Origin of the sequence: Corynebacterium sp. USCH3 (assembly GCF_037619475.1) — a bacterium.
Lineage (GTDB): Bacteria > Actinomycetota > Actinomycetes > Mycobacteriales > Mycobacteriaceae > Corynebacterium.
On sequence record NZ_JAQPZT010000008.1, the window covers coordinates 97,639 to 114,117 of the forward strand.

Genomic DNA, 16,479 nt, shown 5'->3' on the forward strand with positions numbered 1-16,479 from the left:
TCCGTGCTGACGGCGGTGTCGGTGTTCACAGGTGCTTCACCCCTTCTGAGGCGGTGTAGTACGTCGCGTGGCGGTAGTTCTTCCCGGAGGACGACTGGAAGTACCCGCCCTTGGAGTCGGGATCGGACGCCGTGATCGCCGCTGACGGGACGACCCATACCGAGGTGCCTTCATTGCGGCGGGTGAAGAGGTCACGGGCATTGCGCAGTGCCATGGTCTCGTCGGGGGCGTGCAGCGAGCCTGCGTGGACGTGGGAGAGTCCCCGGGTCGACCGGACAAAAACTTCCCACTGCGGCCAGTTGGTGGACATGGTGTTCCTCTTCTCTTTCGTCTGTCTACAAGTCAGGTATGTGCTCAGGCGGGTCAGGCGCTGACCAGTGTGGTCTCGACGGCAGTGGAGCGTTGGGCGTAGGCGGCGGCGGCCTCGCGGACCCATGCTCCGTCGGTGTGTGCCTGACGTCGGTGTTCCATGCGCTGGGTATTGCACGGGCCGTGGCCCTTGATGACGGACATGAACTCATCCCAGTCGAGCTCGCCGTAGTCGTAGTGGCCGCGCTCTTGGTTCCACACCAGGTCGGGATCATCGAAACTGAGTCCGAGTGCCTCTGCCTGGGGGACGATCGTGTCGACGAAACGTTGCCGGAGCTCGTCATTGGAGAAGCGCTTGATCTTCCAGGCCATGGATTCCTCGGAGTTGGGGGAGTCCCCGTCGGGTGGGCCGAACATCTGCAGGGCGGGGCCGTAGAATCGGTTGATCGCCTCCTGGGCCATCTGCTTCTGTGCAGTGGTGCCGTTGGCCAACGAGTGCAGGATCTCCCATCCCTGACGCTGATGGAAGGATTCCTCTTTGCAGACGCGTACCATGGCCCGCCCGTATGGACCGTAGGAACAACGGCACAACGGAACCTGGTTGACGATTGCGGCGCCGTCGACCAGCCAGCCGATCGCGCCGATGTCAGCCCAGGTGCGTGCCGGGTAGTTGAAGATCGAGGAGTATTTCGCGGTGCCGTCCAACAGCTGTTGCACCAGCGTCGCACGGTCAGTCCCGAGGCTCTCGGCGGCAGAGTAGAGGTAGAGGCCGTGGCCGGCCTCGTCCTGGACCTTGGCCATCAGAATCGCCTTGCGTTTGAGGCTGGGGGCCCGTGAGATCCAGTTCGCCTCGGGCTGCATCCCGATGATCTCGGAGTGTGCATGCTGGGAGATCTGGCGGGTCAGGGTCTTACGGTACTTCTCGGGCATCCAGTCCGTTGACTCGATGCGGGCGTCGTTGTCGATGAGCTCGGCGAATGCCTGGTCCGGTGTCGTCGTGGCAGTCATGGTTACCTCCGGTCGTTGCCTCGGCCGTGAACTGACCGATCGTTCGGTAAGTGTATGTTCCGTCGTGGTGTGTTGTCAAACGAAACTTGATGACGGGCGTGCGTCCTGAAGCTCACCGTGCCGAATGGGAACCCGGGCGTGGGATTGGTAGCGTTCCCGGCAATGTCGAGATCAGTATCTTTCCCACGTACCGTCGGGGCCGCCGCCCTCGTCCTGGTGCTCGTGGCCGTGGCGTCCTATCCCGCACGCGACACCCTCTACCGGTCGATCGCCGAAGGCACCGCAGGGTCACCCTTCAGTGGTGCAGTGGGCGTGTTCACCGAGGCGGGCCTGCTCGTGCTCGTCGCGACGGCTGGTCTGGTCGCCCTGTGGTCGTTGCTGCGTGACCACGAGGTGTTGCGCCGTCTGGTGCTGGGCGGCGTCGGTGTCATCGCCGCGTACCTGGTCAGTGAGGTGACGAAGAGCGTCGTCCGGGAGGCGCGTCCGTGCGCGGCAGGGGATGTCGCCACCGTCCTGACGTGTCCGGAGGCGGGGAGCTGGGCATGGCCGTCGAACCACTCCACGATCGCGGCGGCCTTCGCCGTGGCGTGTGCCGTCGCGCTGCCGAAGCTCGGATGGTTCACCGTGCCGCTCGCGGTCGCCGCGGCGTTCAGCCGTGTCGCGGCAGGTGTCCACTACGTGCACGACGTCGCCAGCGGTCTGGCGGTCGGACTCGTGGTGGTCGTGGTCGTGGTGACGGTGCTGGACCGACTGGTGCCCGAGGTGGTCAGCCTTCCGTGGTCGCGGCGTCGTCCTGCTCCTCCGATGCCTCGTCACGCAGCACATTCTTCCGGACCTTCCCCGTCGAGGTCCGGGGCAGCTCCTCGATGACCCGGTAGTCACGCGGCACCTTGTAGCCGGCGATCAGGCCGCGGCAGTGGTCGATCACCGACTGTTCGAGGGTGTCGTCCGGCTCGACACCGGGGGAGAGGACGACATAGGCCCGCAGCGCCTCGCCCCATGTCTCGTCCGGGACGCCGATGACGGAGACGTCCGCGACCGACGGGTGGCTGATGATCGCCTGTTCGACCTCGATGGTGGAGATGTTCTCTCCGCCGGAGATGACCACGTCCTTGGCCCGGTCGAGGACCTGGATGTAGCCGTCGGGATGCTTCACCGCCAGGTCGCCGGAATGGAACCACCCTCCGAGGAAGGCCTCCGCGGTGGCGTCCGGGTTGTGGAAGTACTCCCGCATCACGATATTGCCGCGCATCACGACCTCACCCATGGTCTCACCGTCCTGCGGCACGTCGACCAGCGTCACGTCCTGCGGGGCGTCCTTCGCGACCTGCTCGACGACGCGGACCTCTTCACTGGTGACCATGGCCAGCCCCTGGCGCGACTTCAACGTCGCGCGTTCCGCGGTGGACAGCGCGGACCATTCCGGCTGAGGGGCGCACGCGACCGTCGGCCCGTAGGTCTCGGTGAGCCCGTAGACGTGGATGACGTCGATGCCGAGATCCTCGCACGCGCTGATCACCGTCGGGCTGGGCGGGGCACCGGCGGTCGCGATCGACAGGGAGGTGACCTCGTGGGCCTCGTCGGCACCCACGATGGTGGCCAGGACGGCAGGGGCGCCGCACAGGCTGGTCACCCCCTCCTCGTCGATCAACCGCCAGATCTCCGGCCCACGCACCGCCCGCAGCGCGACCTGTGTCGCGGACGCCGCCATCGCCGCCCACCCGGTGCACCAGCCGGAGCAGTGGAACATCGGCAGCGTCCACAGGTACACCGTGTCGCGGGTGTAGGTGTGGGTCATCACCATCCCCAGCGCCGCGAGGTAGGCACCGCGGTGGGTGTAGACGACGCCCTTGGGACGTCCGGTGGTCCCCGAGGTGTAGTTGATGGCGATCGCCGCGTCCTCGTCGTCGACGGTGAAGGTGAGGGGGACGTCGGCCTCGTCGCTGTCGCCGTCCCCACCGGTGAGGTACTCGTCGAAGGTGGTGACCACCCCGGAATCGGGGAACTTCGGCTCGGGCTGTGAGCCGTCCGCGTTGTGGATCAGCACGAAGGTGTCCACCAGTCCGGCACTGCCCAGGGTGCGGCGGCAGGCGAGGATGAGGTCCTGTTCGCCGAACAGGGTGCCGATGCCGGCATGGTCGCAGATGTAGCGGACCTCCGCCGGTGCCAGGCGTGTGTTGATCGGGACGAGGACACCGCCGGCCAGCGGGACGGCGAACTGGGCGAGGAGGGCTTCGTAGCTGTTCGACGCGAGCATGCCGACACGTCCACCCGGGCGCAGTCCACGACGCAGCAGGGCGCGGGCCAGGCGTAGGGCGTCTTGACGCATCTCGGCGAAGGTGACGCGGCGTGGTCCGTCGACGCAGGCGGTCCGGTCCGGGTAGGCGGTGGCGCTGCGTTCGAGGAAGCGGAGCGGGGTCAGGGGAACGTTGAGTCCGGCGGTCATGTGGTGTCCTTGTGGCCAGGTGATGGTTTCCCTGAGGGTATATCCTCAGGCCCGGTCTCCGCGGCGACATGCGAAATCCATCTACTATCGACGGGGAAACAGTCTCCGAGGGAAGGATCTGCCGTGAACATCACCACCATCCGCCGACGTACGGCCGTCGCCGCCGTGGGCATCGTCGCCGCCGGCGCGCTCGTGGCCTGCAGCGACGGGGACGGCGGCGACACCGCCACCGACACCGCCGCGCAGGAGACCGTGACCGAGACGGTCACCGCCGAGCCGTCGACGTCGACCGAGAGTTCGACCGCGGATACGACGACGAGCTCGGCGCCGACGTCGGGGAGCAGTGCAGGGGGAGACGGTAGTGTCGCCACCCTGATGTTCGACGGGGAGGACGTCGCCTCCCAGTTCACCGAGGTGCAGTGTCGTGAGGACGGTGCGGACGAGTACGAGATCGACCTCTGGAACGAGGAGCGTACCGACCACGTCGAGATCGATCTCGACGTCCGGGACGCGCCGCGGGTCGACGGACTCGGAGTCGACCGTGGCGGCAAGGAGTGGGAGTCCACCGACGCTCAGGAACGGGATGCCACGGTCGAGGTCGACGGTGACACCTACCGTGTGAACGGCCAGCTGGAGGTCGATGACGACCACCCGGACGCCGGTGACGTCGCCGACCTCGAGGTGGAGGTCAGCTGCGCCTGACCGGCGCTGACCGGCGCTGACCGGCGCTGACCGGTGCTGAGAGGGGGGAGCGGTCAGCGCCAGGGGGTCTTCTGCTCGATGAGGAACTTCTCCACCTCGGGGGCTGACGCCCTGAGCTTCGGGTCGAAGTCGAGGTAGGCCTTGGTCTCGCGGGCGATGAGCCCCGAAAGGATCAGCAGGCCGACGAGGTTCGGCAGGGCCATCAGCCCGTTCGCCAGATCCGAGAACGTCCAGGCGACGTCGAGTTCCATCGTCGCACCGACGACGACCACGCAGGTGAACAGGATCCGGTAGGGGATCGTGGCGTAGTCGCCGAAGATGCGTTGTGCGCTGCGCTCACCGTAGTACGACCAGCCGAGGATGGTGGAGAAGGCGAAGAACACGATCGAGATCGTCACGATGTAGCCGCCCCAGTGACCCGGGAGAGCCTCGGCGAAGGCGTCGCTGGTCATGGTCCCTGCGCGGTCGGCACCCTGGTCCCACACCCCGCTGGAGATGATGACCAGGCCGGTGAAGGAGACGACGATGATCGTGTCGATGAAGGTCTGCGTCATCGACACCAGGCCCTGACGCACCGGGTGGGTGGTCTTCGCGGCAGCCGCGGCGATGGCGGCCGACCCCATGCCCGACTCGTTGGAGAAGATGCCGCGCGCGGCACCCATCTGCAGGGCGAGCAGGATGCCGGCGCCGACGAAGCCGCCGACGGCCGCGGTGCCGGAGAACGCGTCCGTGAAGATCAGTGCGATCGCCTCGGGCAGGTTCGCGGCGTTGATGGTGAGTACGGCGAGTCCACCGATGATGTAGATGGCGATCATCAGCGGAACGAACCCGGAGGTGACCTGTCCGATCGCCTTGATGCCGCCGAGCAGGACGGCACCGATGAGGATGAACAGGACGATACCGGTGATCGTGGGATCGACGCCGAAGGAGTTCTCGAGGTTCTCGGAGACCGCGTTGGCCTGCGTCATGTTGCCGATGCCGAAGGAGGCGATGACCGCGGCGATGGCGAAGAACCAGGCGAGGAACTTGCCCAGCGGCCCCTTGATGCCGCGCTCCAGGTAGCGCTGGGGGCCGCCGGACATGTTGCCCTTGCCGTCGGTGACACGGAACCGCACGCCCAGGAACGCCTCGGAGTACTTGGACGCCATGCCGAGCAGCCCGGTGACCCACATCCAGAACAGCGCGCCGGGTCCGCCGATGGAGATAGCGGTGGCGACACCGACGATGTTGCCGACACCGACCGTCGCGGCCAGGGCCGTCGTCAGCGCCTGGTACTGGGTGATGTCACCCTTTCCACCGTCGTCCTCCCGGTCGATGAGGCCGAGGCGCAGCGCCGGAGCGAGTTTCCGGAACTGCACGCCACGCAACCGGATGGTGAGGATGAAGCCGGTGGCGAAGAGCAGGGGGATGAGGAGCCAGGGCCCCCAGACGAAGGAGGCGGTCGCGCTCAGGCCGTCCTCGAAGCCCGAGGCGAGCAGCATGTCGGTTGTTTGCATGAGAGAAAGATATCCTGCCCGTGTTTCTGTGAGGTAATGAACAGGGAAGTTTTCGGCGACGGGGGTAAGTGCCCCGCAGCTGTGCACGCACTGTGAGCGGGGGAGTCCGGGATGCCAGTTTGCTGGGAATGGCGCGACCCGGGGCGACACCGTGTGGAACTACGAGGAGGGCGAACGCTAGGGTAGACGCGGTCACGTCCTGCGACAATGCCGGGACGAGGAGAGAGAACACCGTGAAAGGTTGAGGTTTGTGAGTCAGAAGATCAAGGCGCCCAACGACAAGAACCGGAGTTTCCTCTGGGGGATCGTGGCCCTCGTCGTCATCTGCGTGGTGTTCATCGGTTTCATGGTCTTCAACGGCCGGAAGAGTACCGATGTCGAACTCAGCGCTGCGGATGTGTCCTTCTCGGTCGCGGTGGAGGACGGTGTTGTTCAGCTTCGGTCCAACGACGTCGCCGACGACGCCCCGACTGCGGACGTCTACGAGGACTACAGCTGCACCCACTGTGCTGATCTTGTTGAGGCGGACAGCGAGTCCATGGAGGAGGCTCTCGACGCAGGAAACATGAACGTCAACCTGCACACCGTCAATTTCCTCGACAGCAACGGCAACGAGTCCTCGTCCCGGACGGGGGCGGTGGCGATGGCCATCGCCGAGACCGGCGACGCCGGGGCGTTCTGGGCGTTCCACGAGAAGGCATTCGGCGACCAGTCGGAAGTCGCCCGGGACTGGCGCTTTGACGAACTCGCCGACGCCGCGGAGCAGCTCGGAGTGGATTCAGCGGTAGTGGATTCGATCCGCGACGAGTCTGTCGTGGAAACCTACAAGCCTGACCTGCAGAGTAACGGGGATCGCCTGCGTGAACTCATGGGTGACCAGGCAGGTACACCGGCGCTGTACATCGACGGGGAGTACCTCACGGTCGAACGGGATCCGGAGGATCCGTCGAAGCTGAAGGACTGGGTGCCGGACGTGGTCGGCAGCACGACCGAGGACGCCCCGCAGGAGTCCGCGACGGAAACGGAGTCGGCTGACTCCGAGTAGATCTGGGCAGGTCCGGGTATCCGGCTCTGAGTGAGCCGGTGGCCCCCGACGAAAAAAATACGCCCTCGCCCGTCGCTGTTTCTCTCCGCAGCGACGGGCGGGGGCGTCACTGTTCTCACTCCAATTCTCCTCCGGCTGACACCGACACGTGAGGGCGGTGGTGAACGGTGAAACCGCCCTCACGTGTCGGTGTCAGCTGAGGGGGCTGCGCCGGACCGTGTACAGTCCCGTAGCCCGTGTTCCCGTATCCCCCACACGAGCGGGAGGGGGAGAGGACGAGAAAGAGGTCCGGCCCTCGTTCTTCCTGGGAAGAACGAGGGCCGGACCTCGGTGGTGGAGCTAAGGGGACTCGAACCCCTGACCCCCACACTGCCAGTGTGGTGCGCTACCAGCTGCGCCATAGCCCCGTACGCTGTTGCGGAGAAGATGAGCTCCTCGCTGCGGACGAGATATAACGTACCCCAGCGTTCTCCGACGGTGCAAACCGGCAGGTAAATGCGGTGAGAGGTGCGTTACAGGGTTGCGGTTCCGGTGCCGCGGTATGCGAGAATTACAGCTACAGCCATGGCGGTCACCGTGTCCGCTCCGGACTTGATGGGAGATCCAGTGAGTGCAGCAGTAGAGACGCGTCCCGAGGCGCGCGCCCCAGGCCTCTGGGGGGCGTCGCAGCTTTATGCTGTCTGGCTCGTCCTGTCCGGGGCCGTCGGACTGTTCATGTCCGGTCTGATCCTCTTCGACAAGATCAAACTGCTCCAGGACGCGGGGTTTACCCCGGCCTGCACCCTGAACGACGTGGTCTCCTGTACGGACGTGATGAACTCCAGCCAGGCGTCCGCCTTCGGCTTCCCGAACCCCTTCATCGGCCTGGTCGGATTCGCGGTGGTGCTCACCCTCGGTGTGGCTCTGCTGGCGGGCGCCCGGTTCCGTGCGTGGTTCTGGTACGGGTTCCTCGTCGGGCTGATCCTCGCCGTGGGCTTCGTCCACTGGCTCGCCTATGAGGCGGTCTACGAGATCGAGGCGCTGTGCCCCTACTGCATGGTGGTCTGGGCCGTCGTCCTCCCGTTGTTCGTCTCCACGGTGGTGCGCGTCGGCCGGTCCCGCGCTGTCGACCGCGGCGACGAGCCGTCGTCCGGGATGTCGGCGGTCGGTATGCCTCTGGCGGTCGTGATCGTCTGGTACCTCGGCTTCACGGCCCTGATTCTGCAGCAGTTCGTGTTCTGACCCACGGTCGTCGGGTCCACTGCCGCGGCACCGGTTTGGTCGAGGCTGTGTCTGCGGCTAAACTGTCGTGCTGTGTCGCGACCCGGCCTCGCCGGGCTCGCACGTTGCTTCTCCGGCGGGTTCTGCCCGGCACGGGAAGCCTGATCAATTCCGATCAATCACGATCAACACCGCGCCGAGGTTCTGTGTGAGCAGCCCGGGGCGCACGACGAGAAAGGAGCGCCCGATGAAGGTCCGTAAGTCCCTTCGGTCGCTGAAGAACAAGCCGGGCGCCCAGGTTGTCCGCCGCCACGGCAAGGTCTTCGTGATCAACAAGAAGGATCCGCGGTTCAAGGCTCGTCAGGGCTGATTCCCCCGGTTCCGGGTTGTCGAACCCCTCCGCTCCTCCCCTTCCGGGGTGGTTGCCGGAGGGGTTCTTCCGTGCGCGGGGATCGTGGTGCAGGGGCATGGGGGAGGGGAACGGCACGTGTGGAATTACAACGATGATTTTTCGGCCCAACATGTAGTGTCGCCACCGCTGAGCCACCTGCGAATACTCTCCTTGTAACTACTACATCTTGTATTTTGTAGTTGATTTCACCCCAATATCTCGTGGGAAATCGGCTTGTGCGCCGATCTGATCCCGGTGTAGTGTCGTCCTCATCAGCCCGGCAGGGGCGCGGTGCCGGGGACTCCCGGTGACCTCCTCGAGCCGGGCCTCCGCCACCGAACCGTCCGCCGTCTTTTCTTCTCAGGAGCGCCTCGATGATCACCGTCTACACCAAGCCTGCCTGCGTCCAGTGCACCGCCACCAAGAGGGCTCTCGACAAGGCCGGGCTTGACTACGAGATGGTCGACATCAGCCTTGACGACGAGGCCCGGGACTACGTCATGGCTCTCGGCCACCTGCAGGCTCCGGTCGTCGTCACCGAGGACGCGCACTGGTCGGGCTTCCGTCCGGACCGGATCAAGGCCCTGGACGTCGCCGCAGCCTGATCCCGCCCCCTGCCGAGGGGACGGAACACCACCGGGAAGGAAGCTGCGTCAGGCAGCGTCCTTCCTTTCTTTTTGTGCCTGACCGACAACAAACTCCCGGGAGCGGTGTTTTCATGGTTCCACGCTCTACGCGACGTCCGACTCGGGCGGCACTGCGGTCGATCCTGGCCGACACCACGCCGCTGCAGTCGCCGCACTTCCGTCGGTTGTGGACCGCGAACATCATCACCGTCATCGGGGCCCAGCTCAATGTCATCGTCGTCCCTGCGCAGATCTACGCGATCACCGGGAGCTCCGGGTACGTCGGCCTGGCCGGCGCGTTCGGCCTGGTCCCGCTGATCATCTTCGGTCTCTACGGCGGCGCACTGGCGGACATGATGGACCGTCGCCGCCTGCTGATGATCACGACCGTCGGGCTGATCGTCACCGCCGGCGCCTTCTGGGCCCAGGCGGCGGCCGGTGTCGACAACGTATGGCTGCTCCTGAGCATATTTGCCCTGCAACAGGCGTTCTTCGCCGTCAATCAGCCGACGCGCACGGCGATCACCGCCCGCATCGTCCCGGACGGGTCCATCGCGGCGGCCGTCTCGCTGAACATGACGGTGCAGCAGGCGGGGGCCATCGTCGGGCCGATCCTCGGAGGCCTGCTGATCCCGGTGACAGGGTTCGCCCTGCTCTACCTGATCGACGCATTCTGCCTGGCGGCGACGTTGTGGGCCGTCGCGAAACTTCCCGCGTTGCCGCCGGATCCCGGCGACTCCACGACCGGGCCGGGCTCGTCGGGGGTCCCGGGGCCGCAGGCCCGTCGCCGTCGTACCCCGGGGTTCCGCAGCATCGCCGAGGGTTTCGTCTACCTGGCAGCGATGCCGATCCTGCTGATGAGCTTCGTCATCGACCTCATCGCGATGGTCTTCGGCATGCCGCGCGCGCTGATCCCGCAGATCTCCACCATCGACTTCGGTGAGGCGGGCGACGGCGGGCTGTTCTACGCCCTGCTCTTCGCCGCTGTGCCGTTGGGTGCGGTTCTCGGCGGCGTCTTCTCCGGGGCGGTGACCCGGCTCCGGCACCAGGGCGCCGGCATCGTCGTGGCCGTGCTCTGCTGGGGCGTCGCGATCATCGTCATGGGCCTGGCGGTCAACCTCGCCGACGGTCGTGCCGGGCTGTGGGCCTGGGTCGCCGTCGTGGCGTTCGTCATCGGCGGTGTCGCCGACATGTTCTCCTCGGTGCAGCGCTCGGCGATGTTGCAGGAGGCGGCGGACGACCGGATGCGTGGACGACTCCAGGGCGTCTTCCTCATCGTCGTCGCCGGTGGGCCGCGGCTGGCGGACATGCTGCACGGGTGGGCGGGGTCCACCTTCGGCGCGGGGACGGCGACGCTGCTCGGCGGCGTCCTGGTGATCGTCGGTACCATCGTCGCCGTAGCGGTGGTCCCGTCATTCCTGAAGTACATTCCGGCCCGGTTCAACGAGAAGTAGAGACAGAGAGAAAGAGAACGGACAGGCACCCATGCTCATCGTCTATTTTTCCTCCACCACCCGCAACACCGACCGTTTCGTCCACAAGCTGGGGTTGCCTGCTGCCAGGATCCCGCTGCGTCGCACCGAACCCGCGTTGACGGTGGACGAACCCTTCGTTCTGGTCTGTCCGACCTACGGCGGGGGAGCGTCGATCACCGGTGACGACTCCCGGCCGGTGCCCAAGCAGGTCATCCGGTTCCTCAATGACCCGTCGAACCGTGCCCTGCTGCGGGGGGTCATCGCCTCGGGCAACCTGAACTTCGGCGAGGACTTCTGCCGTGCGGGCGAGGTCATCGCGGCGAAGTGTGGTGTCCCGTTCCTCTACCGGTTCGAGCTGATGGGCACACCGACAGACGTCGCCCGCGTCTGCGAGGGGCTCTCGGACTTCGAGGACTCGCTGCGGCAGGACGGGCGCTGGGAGGCGGCGGCATGACATAGGCAGCCGACTCCAGTAGACATAGACAGACCGACACAGTCACACACCATCTTTTTCACAACGGGGAGAACCATGACCACCGATCTCGGGAAGACCGTCGCAGAGCCGGTCCAGCAGGCCGACCAGCTGGACTACCACCAGCTCAACGCGTTGCTCAATCTGTACGACGCAGACGGTCAGATCCAGTTCGACAAGGACCGTGAAGCCGCCAACCAGTACTTCCTGCAGCACGTCAACCAGAACACCGTCTACTTCCACGACCTGGAGGAGAAGATCGGGTACCTGGTCGACAACAAGTACTACGACCCGGCCGTACTCGACCTGTACGAGTTCGCCGACATCAAGGCACTGTTCAAGCGCGCCTACTCCCACAAGTTCCGTTTCAAGACCTTCCTCGGAGCGTTCAAGTACTACACGTCCTACACGCTGAAGACCTTCGACGGACGTCGGTACCTGGAGCGCTACGAGGACCGTGTGTGCATGGTGGCCCTCGGGCTGGCGGACGGTGACATCGACCTGGCCGGGGATCTCGTCGACGAGATCATCGGGGGCCGGTTCCAGCCGGCGACACCGACCTTCCTGAACATCGGCAAGGCCCAGCGCGGCGAACCGGTGTCCTGCTTCCTGCTGCGCATCGAGGACAACATGGAGTCCATCGGACGCTCCATCAACTCCGCGTTGCAGTTGTCCAAGCGCGGTGGCGGCGTCGCCCTGCTGCTGAGCAACCTGCGTGAGACCGGTGCACCGATCAAGCACATCGAGAACCAGAGCTCCGGCGTGATCCCGGTGATGAAGCTGCTGGAGGACTCCTTCTCCTACGCCAACCAGCTCGGCGCGCGTCAGGGTGCGGGTGCGGTGTACCTCAACGCCCACCACCCGGACATCATGAAGTTCCTCGACACCAAGCGGGAGAACGCCGACGAGAAGATCCGCATCAAGACCCTGTCGCTCGGCGTCGTCATCCCCGACGTGACCTTCGAGCTCGCCAAGCGCAACGACGACATGTACCTGTTCTCCCCGTACGACGTCGAGCGCATCTACGGCCGTCCCTTCGCCGACATCTCCGTCACCGAGCACTACGAGGAGATGGTCGAGGACCCGCGGATCCGCAAGAAGAAGATCAACGCCCGCCAGTTCTTCCAGACCCTCGCCGAGATCCAGTTCGAGTCCGGTTACCCGTACATCATGTTCGAGGACACGGTGAACAGGGCGAACCCGATCGAGGGACGTATCACCCATTCCAACCTGTGCTCGGAGATCCTCCAGGTCGCCACGCCCAGCGAGTTCAACGACGACCTGACCTACTCGACGGTCGGCGAGGACATCTCCTGCAACCTGGGGTCGCTCAACATCGCCGCGGCCGTGGACTCCGAGGATTTCTCCCGCACGATCGAGACCGCCATCCGCGGCCTCACCGCCGTGTCGGACCAGACGGCCATCGACTCGGTGCCGTCGATCCGTGAAGGCAACGACGGTTCCCACGCCATCGGCCTGGGGCAGATGAACCTGCACGGTTTCCTCGGCCGGGAGCACATCCACTACGGGTCGGACGAGGGCCTGGACTTCACCAACGTCTACTTCGCCGCGGTGATGTACGAGTGCCTCAAGGCGTCCAACGCCATCGCCCGCGACCGTGGCGCGAAGTTCCGCAACTTCGAGAACTCCGACTACGCCTCCGGTGCCTTCTTCGACGCCTACGACCCGGAGACCTTCCAGCCGCGCACGGAGAAGGTCGCGGCCATCATCGCGGACTCCTCGATCCACGTCCCGAGTGTCGAGGACTGGGCGGAGCTGAAGGCCGCGGTGATGGCCGACGGCCTGTACAACCGCAACCTGCAGGCAGTGCCGCCGACCGGGTCGATCTCCTACATCAACAACTCGACCTCGTCGATCCACCCGATCGCCTCGAAGATCGAGATCCGCAAGGAAGGCAAGATCGGCCGCGTCTACTACCCGGCGCCGCACATGGACAACGACAACCTCGAGTACTTCGAGGACGCCTACGAGATCGGCTACGAGAAGATCATCGACACCTATGCGGTGGCCACGAAGTACGTCGACCAGGGACTGTCGTTGACCCTGTTCTTCAAGGACTCAGTGACCACCCGTGACATCAACAAGGCTCAGATCTACGCCTGGCGTAAGGGCATCAAGACCTTGTACTACATCCGTCTGCGCCAGACGGCGATGGCGGGGACCGAGGTCGAGGGCTGCGTGAGCTGCATGCTCTAACGGCTGCGTCGCACCCCGGTGGTGCGACACGAACACCCTGGGACGGGTTCTGAAGTTCAGAACCGTCCCAGGGTGTTCGTGTCAGGTGAGCCAGTCGGTGACGGCGGTGACGCCGGTGGCGCGGGAGAGCCTACTCTCCGTCGCGACCGCCGAGCTTGGCGTCGATGCGCAGCAGACCGGAACCGTCGTTGCCGACGGTCTTGATCCAGTCGATGATGTCGTTGACGGAGGACTCTTCCTCGATCTGCTCGGCGAGGAAGAAGTTGATCAGCTGACGGGAGTCGATGTCGCCGGTCTCGTCCGCGGTGCGGGCGAGGTTACGGATCATCTCGGAGACCTTCTGCTCGTGGGCGAGGGCGGCCTCGAAGGCGTCCAGGGGGGTGGCGATCTTCAGGGACGGCAGCTCGATGTCGGTGAGGTCGACGCGGGCGTCGCGGTCGAGGAGGTGCTCGGCGAACTTCGCGGCGTGCTCGCGCTCCTCGGCGGCCTGGGCGCGGAACCAGTCACGCATGCCGAGAAAGGAGAGGCGGTCCATCTCGTAGGACAGCTGGGTGTAGATGAGGGCCGCCTGGTGCTCGGCGACGACCTGCTGGTTGACGGCTTCCTGGAACTTCTCGTTGATGCTCATGGCGATAACGGTACTGATCGGTTAATCCACTCTCCAGGCAGTTCAGGCTAACCAACTGGTTATATGTGCAGGTGAAAAGGCATGTCTGCCCTAATTGTGCATTGCCTGCGCTACGTTGCCAGCGGCCGTATATGCCCAGGTGGTGGGCGGTGCGAGAGGGTCTACCGGTATCTCGCGGGCACTCCGGGGCCGTAGCAGGCGGCGGAAGGTGTTAGTGCGACCTTGTCTAAATTACCCCATTTCAGGGGTGGTCGTCCCGTTGCGGGAGGATGTCGTGCGGGGTGGGGAGCGGGACCGTGCAGGCGTTCGCTCCGGCGGTCACGTCAAGGATAGGATGGCGGTCACCCGTGTCCGTCGGGTGCCCGGTGCCATCCGGGCCGACGGGCACTGCAGGCTCGCACACTCGCTCCTCAGGAGAGGTACATGACAACGTCCCGGCAGTCGCACTCACCCGTCCACCACGACCAGGGCGGGCCCGTCACCGCAATCAACTGGAACACCATCCCCGACGACAAGGACCTCGAGGTCTGGGACCGGTTGACCGGGAACTTCTGGCTGCCGGAGAAGGTGCCCCTGTCCAATGACATCCAGAGCTGGGGCACGCTGACCGAGACCGAGAAGCAGGCCACGATGCGGGTCTTCACCGGCCTGACGATGCTGGACACCATCCAGGGCACGGTGGGGGCGACGAGCCTGATCCCGGATGCGGTCACCCCGCACGAGGAGGCCGTCTACACCAACATCGCCTTCATGGAGTCGGTCCACGCCAAGTCCTACTCGTCGATCTTCACGACCCTGTCGTCCACGCCGGAGATCAACGACGCTTTCCGCTGGTCCGAGGAGAACAGGAACCTCCAGGACAAGGCGGACATCATCCTCGGCTTCTACCGGGGCGACGACCCGCTGAAGAAGAAGATCGCCTCCACTCTGCTGGAGTCCTTCCTGTTCTACTCGGGCTTCTACCTGCCGATGTACTGGTCGTCGCACGCGAAGCTAACCAACACCGCCGACCTGATCCGGCTGATCATCCGTGACGAGGCCGTGCACGGCTACTACATCGGCTACAAGTACCAGCGTGGCCTGGAGCATGAGTCCCAGGCTCGTCAGCAGGAGCTCAAGGAGCACACCTTCGAGCTGATGTTCGAGCTCTACGACAACGAGTGCCAGTACACCGAGGACATCTACGACGACCTCGGCTGGACCGAGGACGTCAAGCGCTTCCTGCGGTACAACGCCAACAAGGCGTTGAACAACCTCGGTTACGAGGGGCTGTTCCCCGACGACGAGACGAACGTGTCCCCGTCGATCCTGTCGTCACTGAACCCCGGCGGCGACGAGAACCACGACTTCTTCTCCGGGTCGGGCTCCAGCTACGTCATCGGTAAGGCGGAGAACACCGACGACGACGACTGGGACTTCTGAGCGGGGCGCTCGGGTCGGTTGTCCATCGTCCTCCGGTGCAGGCAGTGCCGGGGGGTGCACCCCCGAACGCGTCACTGAGGGGGCGACGGGGGGCGTCGGCTATTAAAGCCGGGCCCGACCGATTAGTATTGACCCCAGTCTGCGCGGGTGGCCCCGTGACGGGTGACGTTCAACGCCACCGGGTACCCGCCGTGCAGCTCATTCATTGGGTGCCGTCCCGACGAACGGCACCGCGTAGTCAGGAGGATTGAATGACCGCAGTAGCGCCCAGGGAAGACCAACCGGTCTCCCCAGCCCGGCCTGCTCCTCAAGGCGGTAAGTCGAAGAAGGGTGGTCACGCGTGGACCATTCTGACCACGACTGACCACAAACAGCTCGGTATCATGTACATGATCACCGCCTTCATCTTCTTCGGAATCGGCGGCCTCATGGCGTTGCTGATCCGCGTGGAACTCTTCCACCCGGGCCTGCAGTTCCTGTCCAACGAACAGTTCAACCAGCTGTTCACCATGCACGGCACCATCATGCTGCTGCTGTTCGGCACCCCGATCGTCTGGGGTTTCGCGAACTACATCATGCCACTGCAGATCGGTGCGCCCGACGTCGCCTTCCCCCGGCTGAACGCCTTCGGCTTCTGGCTGACCACCTGGGGCGGCATCATCATGCTGACCGGCTTCCTCACCCCCGGTGGTGCCGCCGACTTCGGCTGGACGATGTACATGCCGCTGGCCGACGCCATCCACTCGCCGGGCATAGGTTCGCACCTGTGGATCATCGGCGTCGGCGTCGGTGGCGTCGGCAGTATCGCCGCCGCGGTCAACATGCTCACCACGATCCTGTGCCTGCGTGCCCCGGGCATGACGATGTTCCGCATGCCGATCTTCACCTGGAACATCCTGGTGACCTCGTTGCTGGCCCTGCTGATCTTCCCGCTGCTGACCGCCGCTGCGCTGGGCGTGCTCTACGACCGGATCCTGGGCGGGCACATCTACGACTCCGCCAACGGTGGCGCGATCCTGTGGCAGCACCTGTTCTGGTTCTT

The 16,479-nt window shown here is 65.1% G+C and carries 16 protein-coding genes and 1 tRNA gene; 11 read left to right on the top strand and 6 right to left on the bottom strand.

Going from position 1 to position 16,479, the window contains the following annotated elements:
• Positions 1-25 precede the first annotated feature (25 nt).
• Together paaB and paaA are read right to left on the bottom strand one after the other, a co-directional pair.
• On the bottom strand, positions 26-310 hold the full coding sequence (gene paaB / locus PQI66_RS15310) for a 1,2-phenylacetyl-CoA epoxidase subunit PaaB (RefSeq protein WP_038549899.1): 285 nt from the start codon (positions 308-310) through the stop codon (positions 26-28).
• 53 nt (positions 311-363) lie between these two features.
• Positions 364-1,317: a 1,2-phenylacetyl-CoA epoxidase subunit PaaA gene (gene paaA / locus PQI66_RS15315; protein ID WP_339999389.1), complete on the bottom strand. Its 954-nt coding sequence runs from the start codon at positions 1,315-1,317 to the stop codon at positions 364-366.
• 162 nt (positions 1,318-1,479) lie between these two features.
• Here paaA and PQI66_RS15320 point away from each other — a divergent pair, with 162 nt between their 5' ends.
• Positions 1,480-2,187, top strand: coding sequence for a phosphatase PAP2 family protein (locus PQI66_RS15320; RefSeq protein ID WP_339999390.1), 708 nt, complete (start codon positions 1,480-1,482; stop codon positions 2,185-2,187).
• On the opposite strand, the gene PQI66_RS15325 is transcribed toward PQI66_RS15320, so the two are convergent.
• A complete protein-coding gene (locus PQI66_RS15325) occupies positions 2,084-3,763 on the bottom strand; it encodes an AMP-binding protein (protein WP_339999391.1) in 1,680 nt (559 codons plus the stop codon). The two genes, PQI66_RS15320 and PQI66_RS15325, sit on opposite strands and share 104 nt — an antisense overlap.
• Before the next feature lie 123 nt (positions 3,764-3,886).
• Between PQI66_RS15325 and PQI66_RS15330 the strand changes: the two genes are divergently transcribed.
• Positions 3,887-4,465: a lipoprotein LpqH gene (locus tag PQI66_RS15330; protein ID WP_339999392.1), complete on the top strand. Its 579-nt coding sequence runs from the start codon at positions 3,887-3,889 to the stop codon at positions 4,463-4,465.
• Between the two features lie 53 nt (positions 4,466-4,518).
• Here PQI66_RS15330 and PQI66_RS15335 read toward each other — a convergent pair whose 3' ends face one another.
• Positions 4,519-5,946, bottom strand: coding sequence for an alanine/glycine:cation symporter family protein (locus PQI66_RS15335; protein WP_339999409.1), 1,428 nt, complete (start codon positions 5,944-5,946; stop codon positions 4,519-4,521).
• 265 nt (positions 5,947-6,211) lie between these two features.
• Between PQI66_RS15335 and PQI66_RS15340 the strand changes: the two genes are divergently transcribed.
• A complete protein-coding gene (locus PQI66_RS15340; RefSeq protein WP_339999393.1) occupies positions 6,212-7,006 on the top strand; it encodes a DsbA family protein in 795 nt (264 codons plus the stop codon).
• A gap of 331 nt (positions 7,007-7,337) precedes the next feature.
• On the opposite strand, the gene PQI66_RS15345 is transcribed toward PQI66_RS15340, so the two are convergent.
• A tRNA-Ala gene (locus tag PQI66_RS15345) sits at positions 7,338-7,413 on the bottom strand.
• A 199-nt stretch (positions 7,414-7,612) separates the two neighbouring features.
• Between PQI66_RS15345 and PQI66_RS15350 the strand changes: the two genes are divergently transcribed.
• The 6 genes from PQI66_RS15350 to nrdE all read left to right on the top strand — a co-directional run bounded on the left by PQI66_RS15350 (position 7,613) and on the right by nrdE (position 13,387).
• Positions 7,613-8,227, top strand: a complete 615-nt coding sequence (locus tag PQI66_RS15350) for a vitamin K epoxide reductase family protein (protein ID WP_339999394.1) — start codon at positions 7,613-7,615, stop codon at positions 8,225-8,227.
• 226 nt (positions 8,228-8,453) lie between these two features.
• Positions 8,454-8,576, top strand: a complete 123-nt coding sequence (ykgO, locus tag PQI66_RS15355) for a type B 50S ribosomal protein L36 (protein ID WP_012732041.1) — start codon at positions 8,454-8,456, stop codon at positions 8,574-8,576.
• Between the two features lie 395 nt (positions 8,577-8,971).
• The gene (gene nrdH / locus PQI66_RS15360; RefSeq protein ID WP_339999395.1) at positions 8,972-9,202 is read left to right on the top strand and encodes a glutaredoxin-like protein NrdH; all 231 of its coding nucleotides are present in this window, start codon (positions 8,972-8,974) and stop codon (positions 9,200-9,202) included.
• 113 nt (positions 9,203-9,315) lie between these two features.
• Positions 9,316-10,677, top strand: coding sequence for an MFS transporter (locus PQI66_RS15365; RefSeq protein WP_339999396.1), 1,362 nt, complete (start codon positions 9,316-9,318; stop codon positions 10,675-10,677).
• Between the two features lie 31 nt (positions 10,678-10,708).
• Positions 10,709-11,152 (top strand): class Ib ribonucleoside-diphosphate reductase assembly flavoprotein NrdI, encoded by a 444-nt coding sequence (gene nrdI, locus PQI66_RS15370; protein WP_339999397.1) that lies wholly within the window; start codon positions 10,709-10,711, stop codon positions 11,150-11,152.
• A gap of 75 nt (positions 11,153-11,227) precedes the next feature.
• A complete protein-coding gene (nrdE, locus tag PQI66_RS15375) occupies positions 11,228-13,387 on the top strand; it encodes a class 1b ribonucleoside-diphosphate reductase subunit alpha (RefSeq protein ID WP_339999398.1) in 2,160 nt (719 codons plus the stop codon).
• Positions 13,388-13,517: 130 nt separating this feature from the next.
• On the opposite strand, the gene PQI66_RS15380 is transcribed toward nrdE, so the two are convergent.
• Positions 13,518-14,015 (bottom strand): ferritin, encoded by a 498-nt coding sequence (locus PQI66_RS15380; RefSeq protein WP_339999399.1) that lies wholly within the window; start codon positions 14,013-14,015, stop codon positions 13,518-13,520.
• 423 nt (positions 14,016-14,438) lie between these two features.
• On the opposite strand from PQI66_RS15380, the gene nrdF reads away from it, so the two are divergent.
• Positions 14,439-15,437, top strand: coding sequence for a class 1b ribonucleoside-diphosphate reductase subunit beta (nrdF, locus tag PQI66_RS15385; protein ID WP_339999400.1), 999 nt, complete (start codon positions 14,439-14,441; stop codon positions 15,435-15,437).
• A 251-nt stretch (positions 15,438-15,688) separates the two neighbouring features.
• On the top strand, positions 15,689-16,479 hold a 791-nt coding region (locus PQI66_RS15390), incomplete at its 3' end, for a cbb3-type cytochrome c oxidase subunit I (protein WP_339999401.1).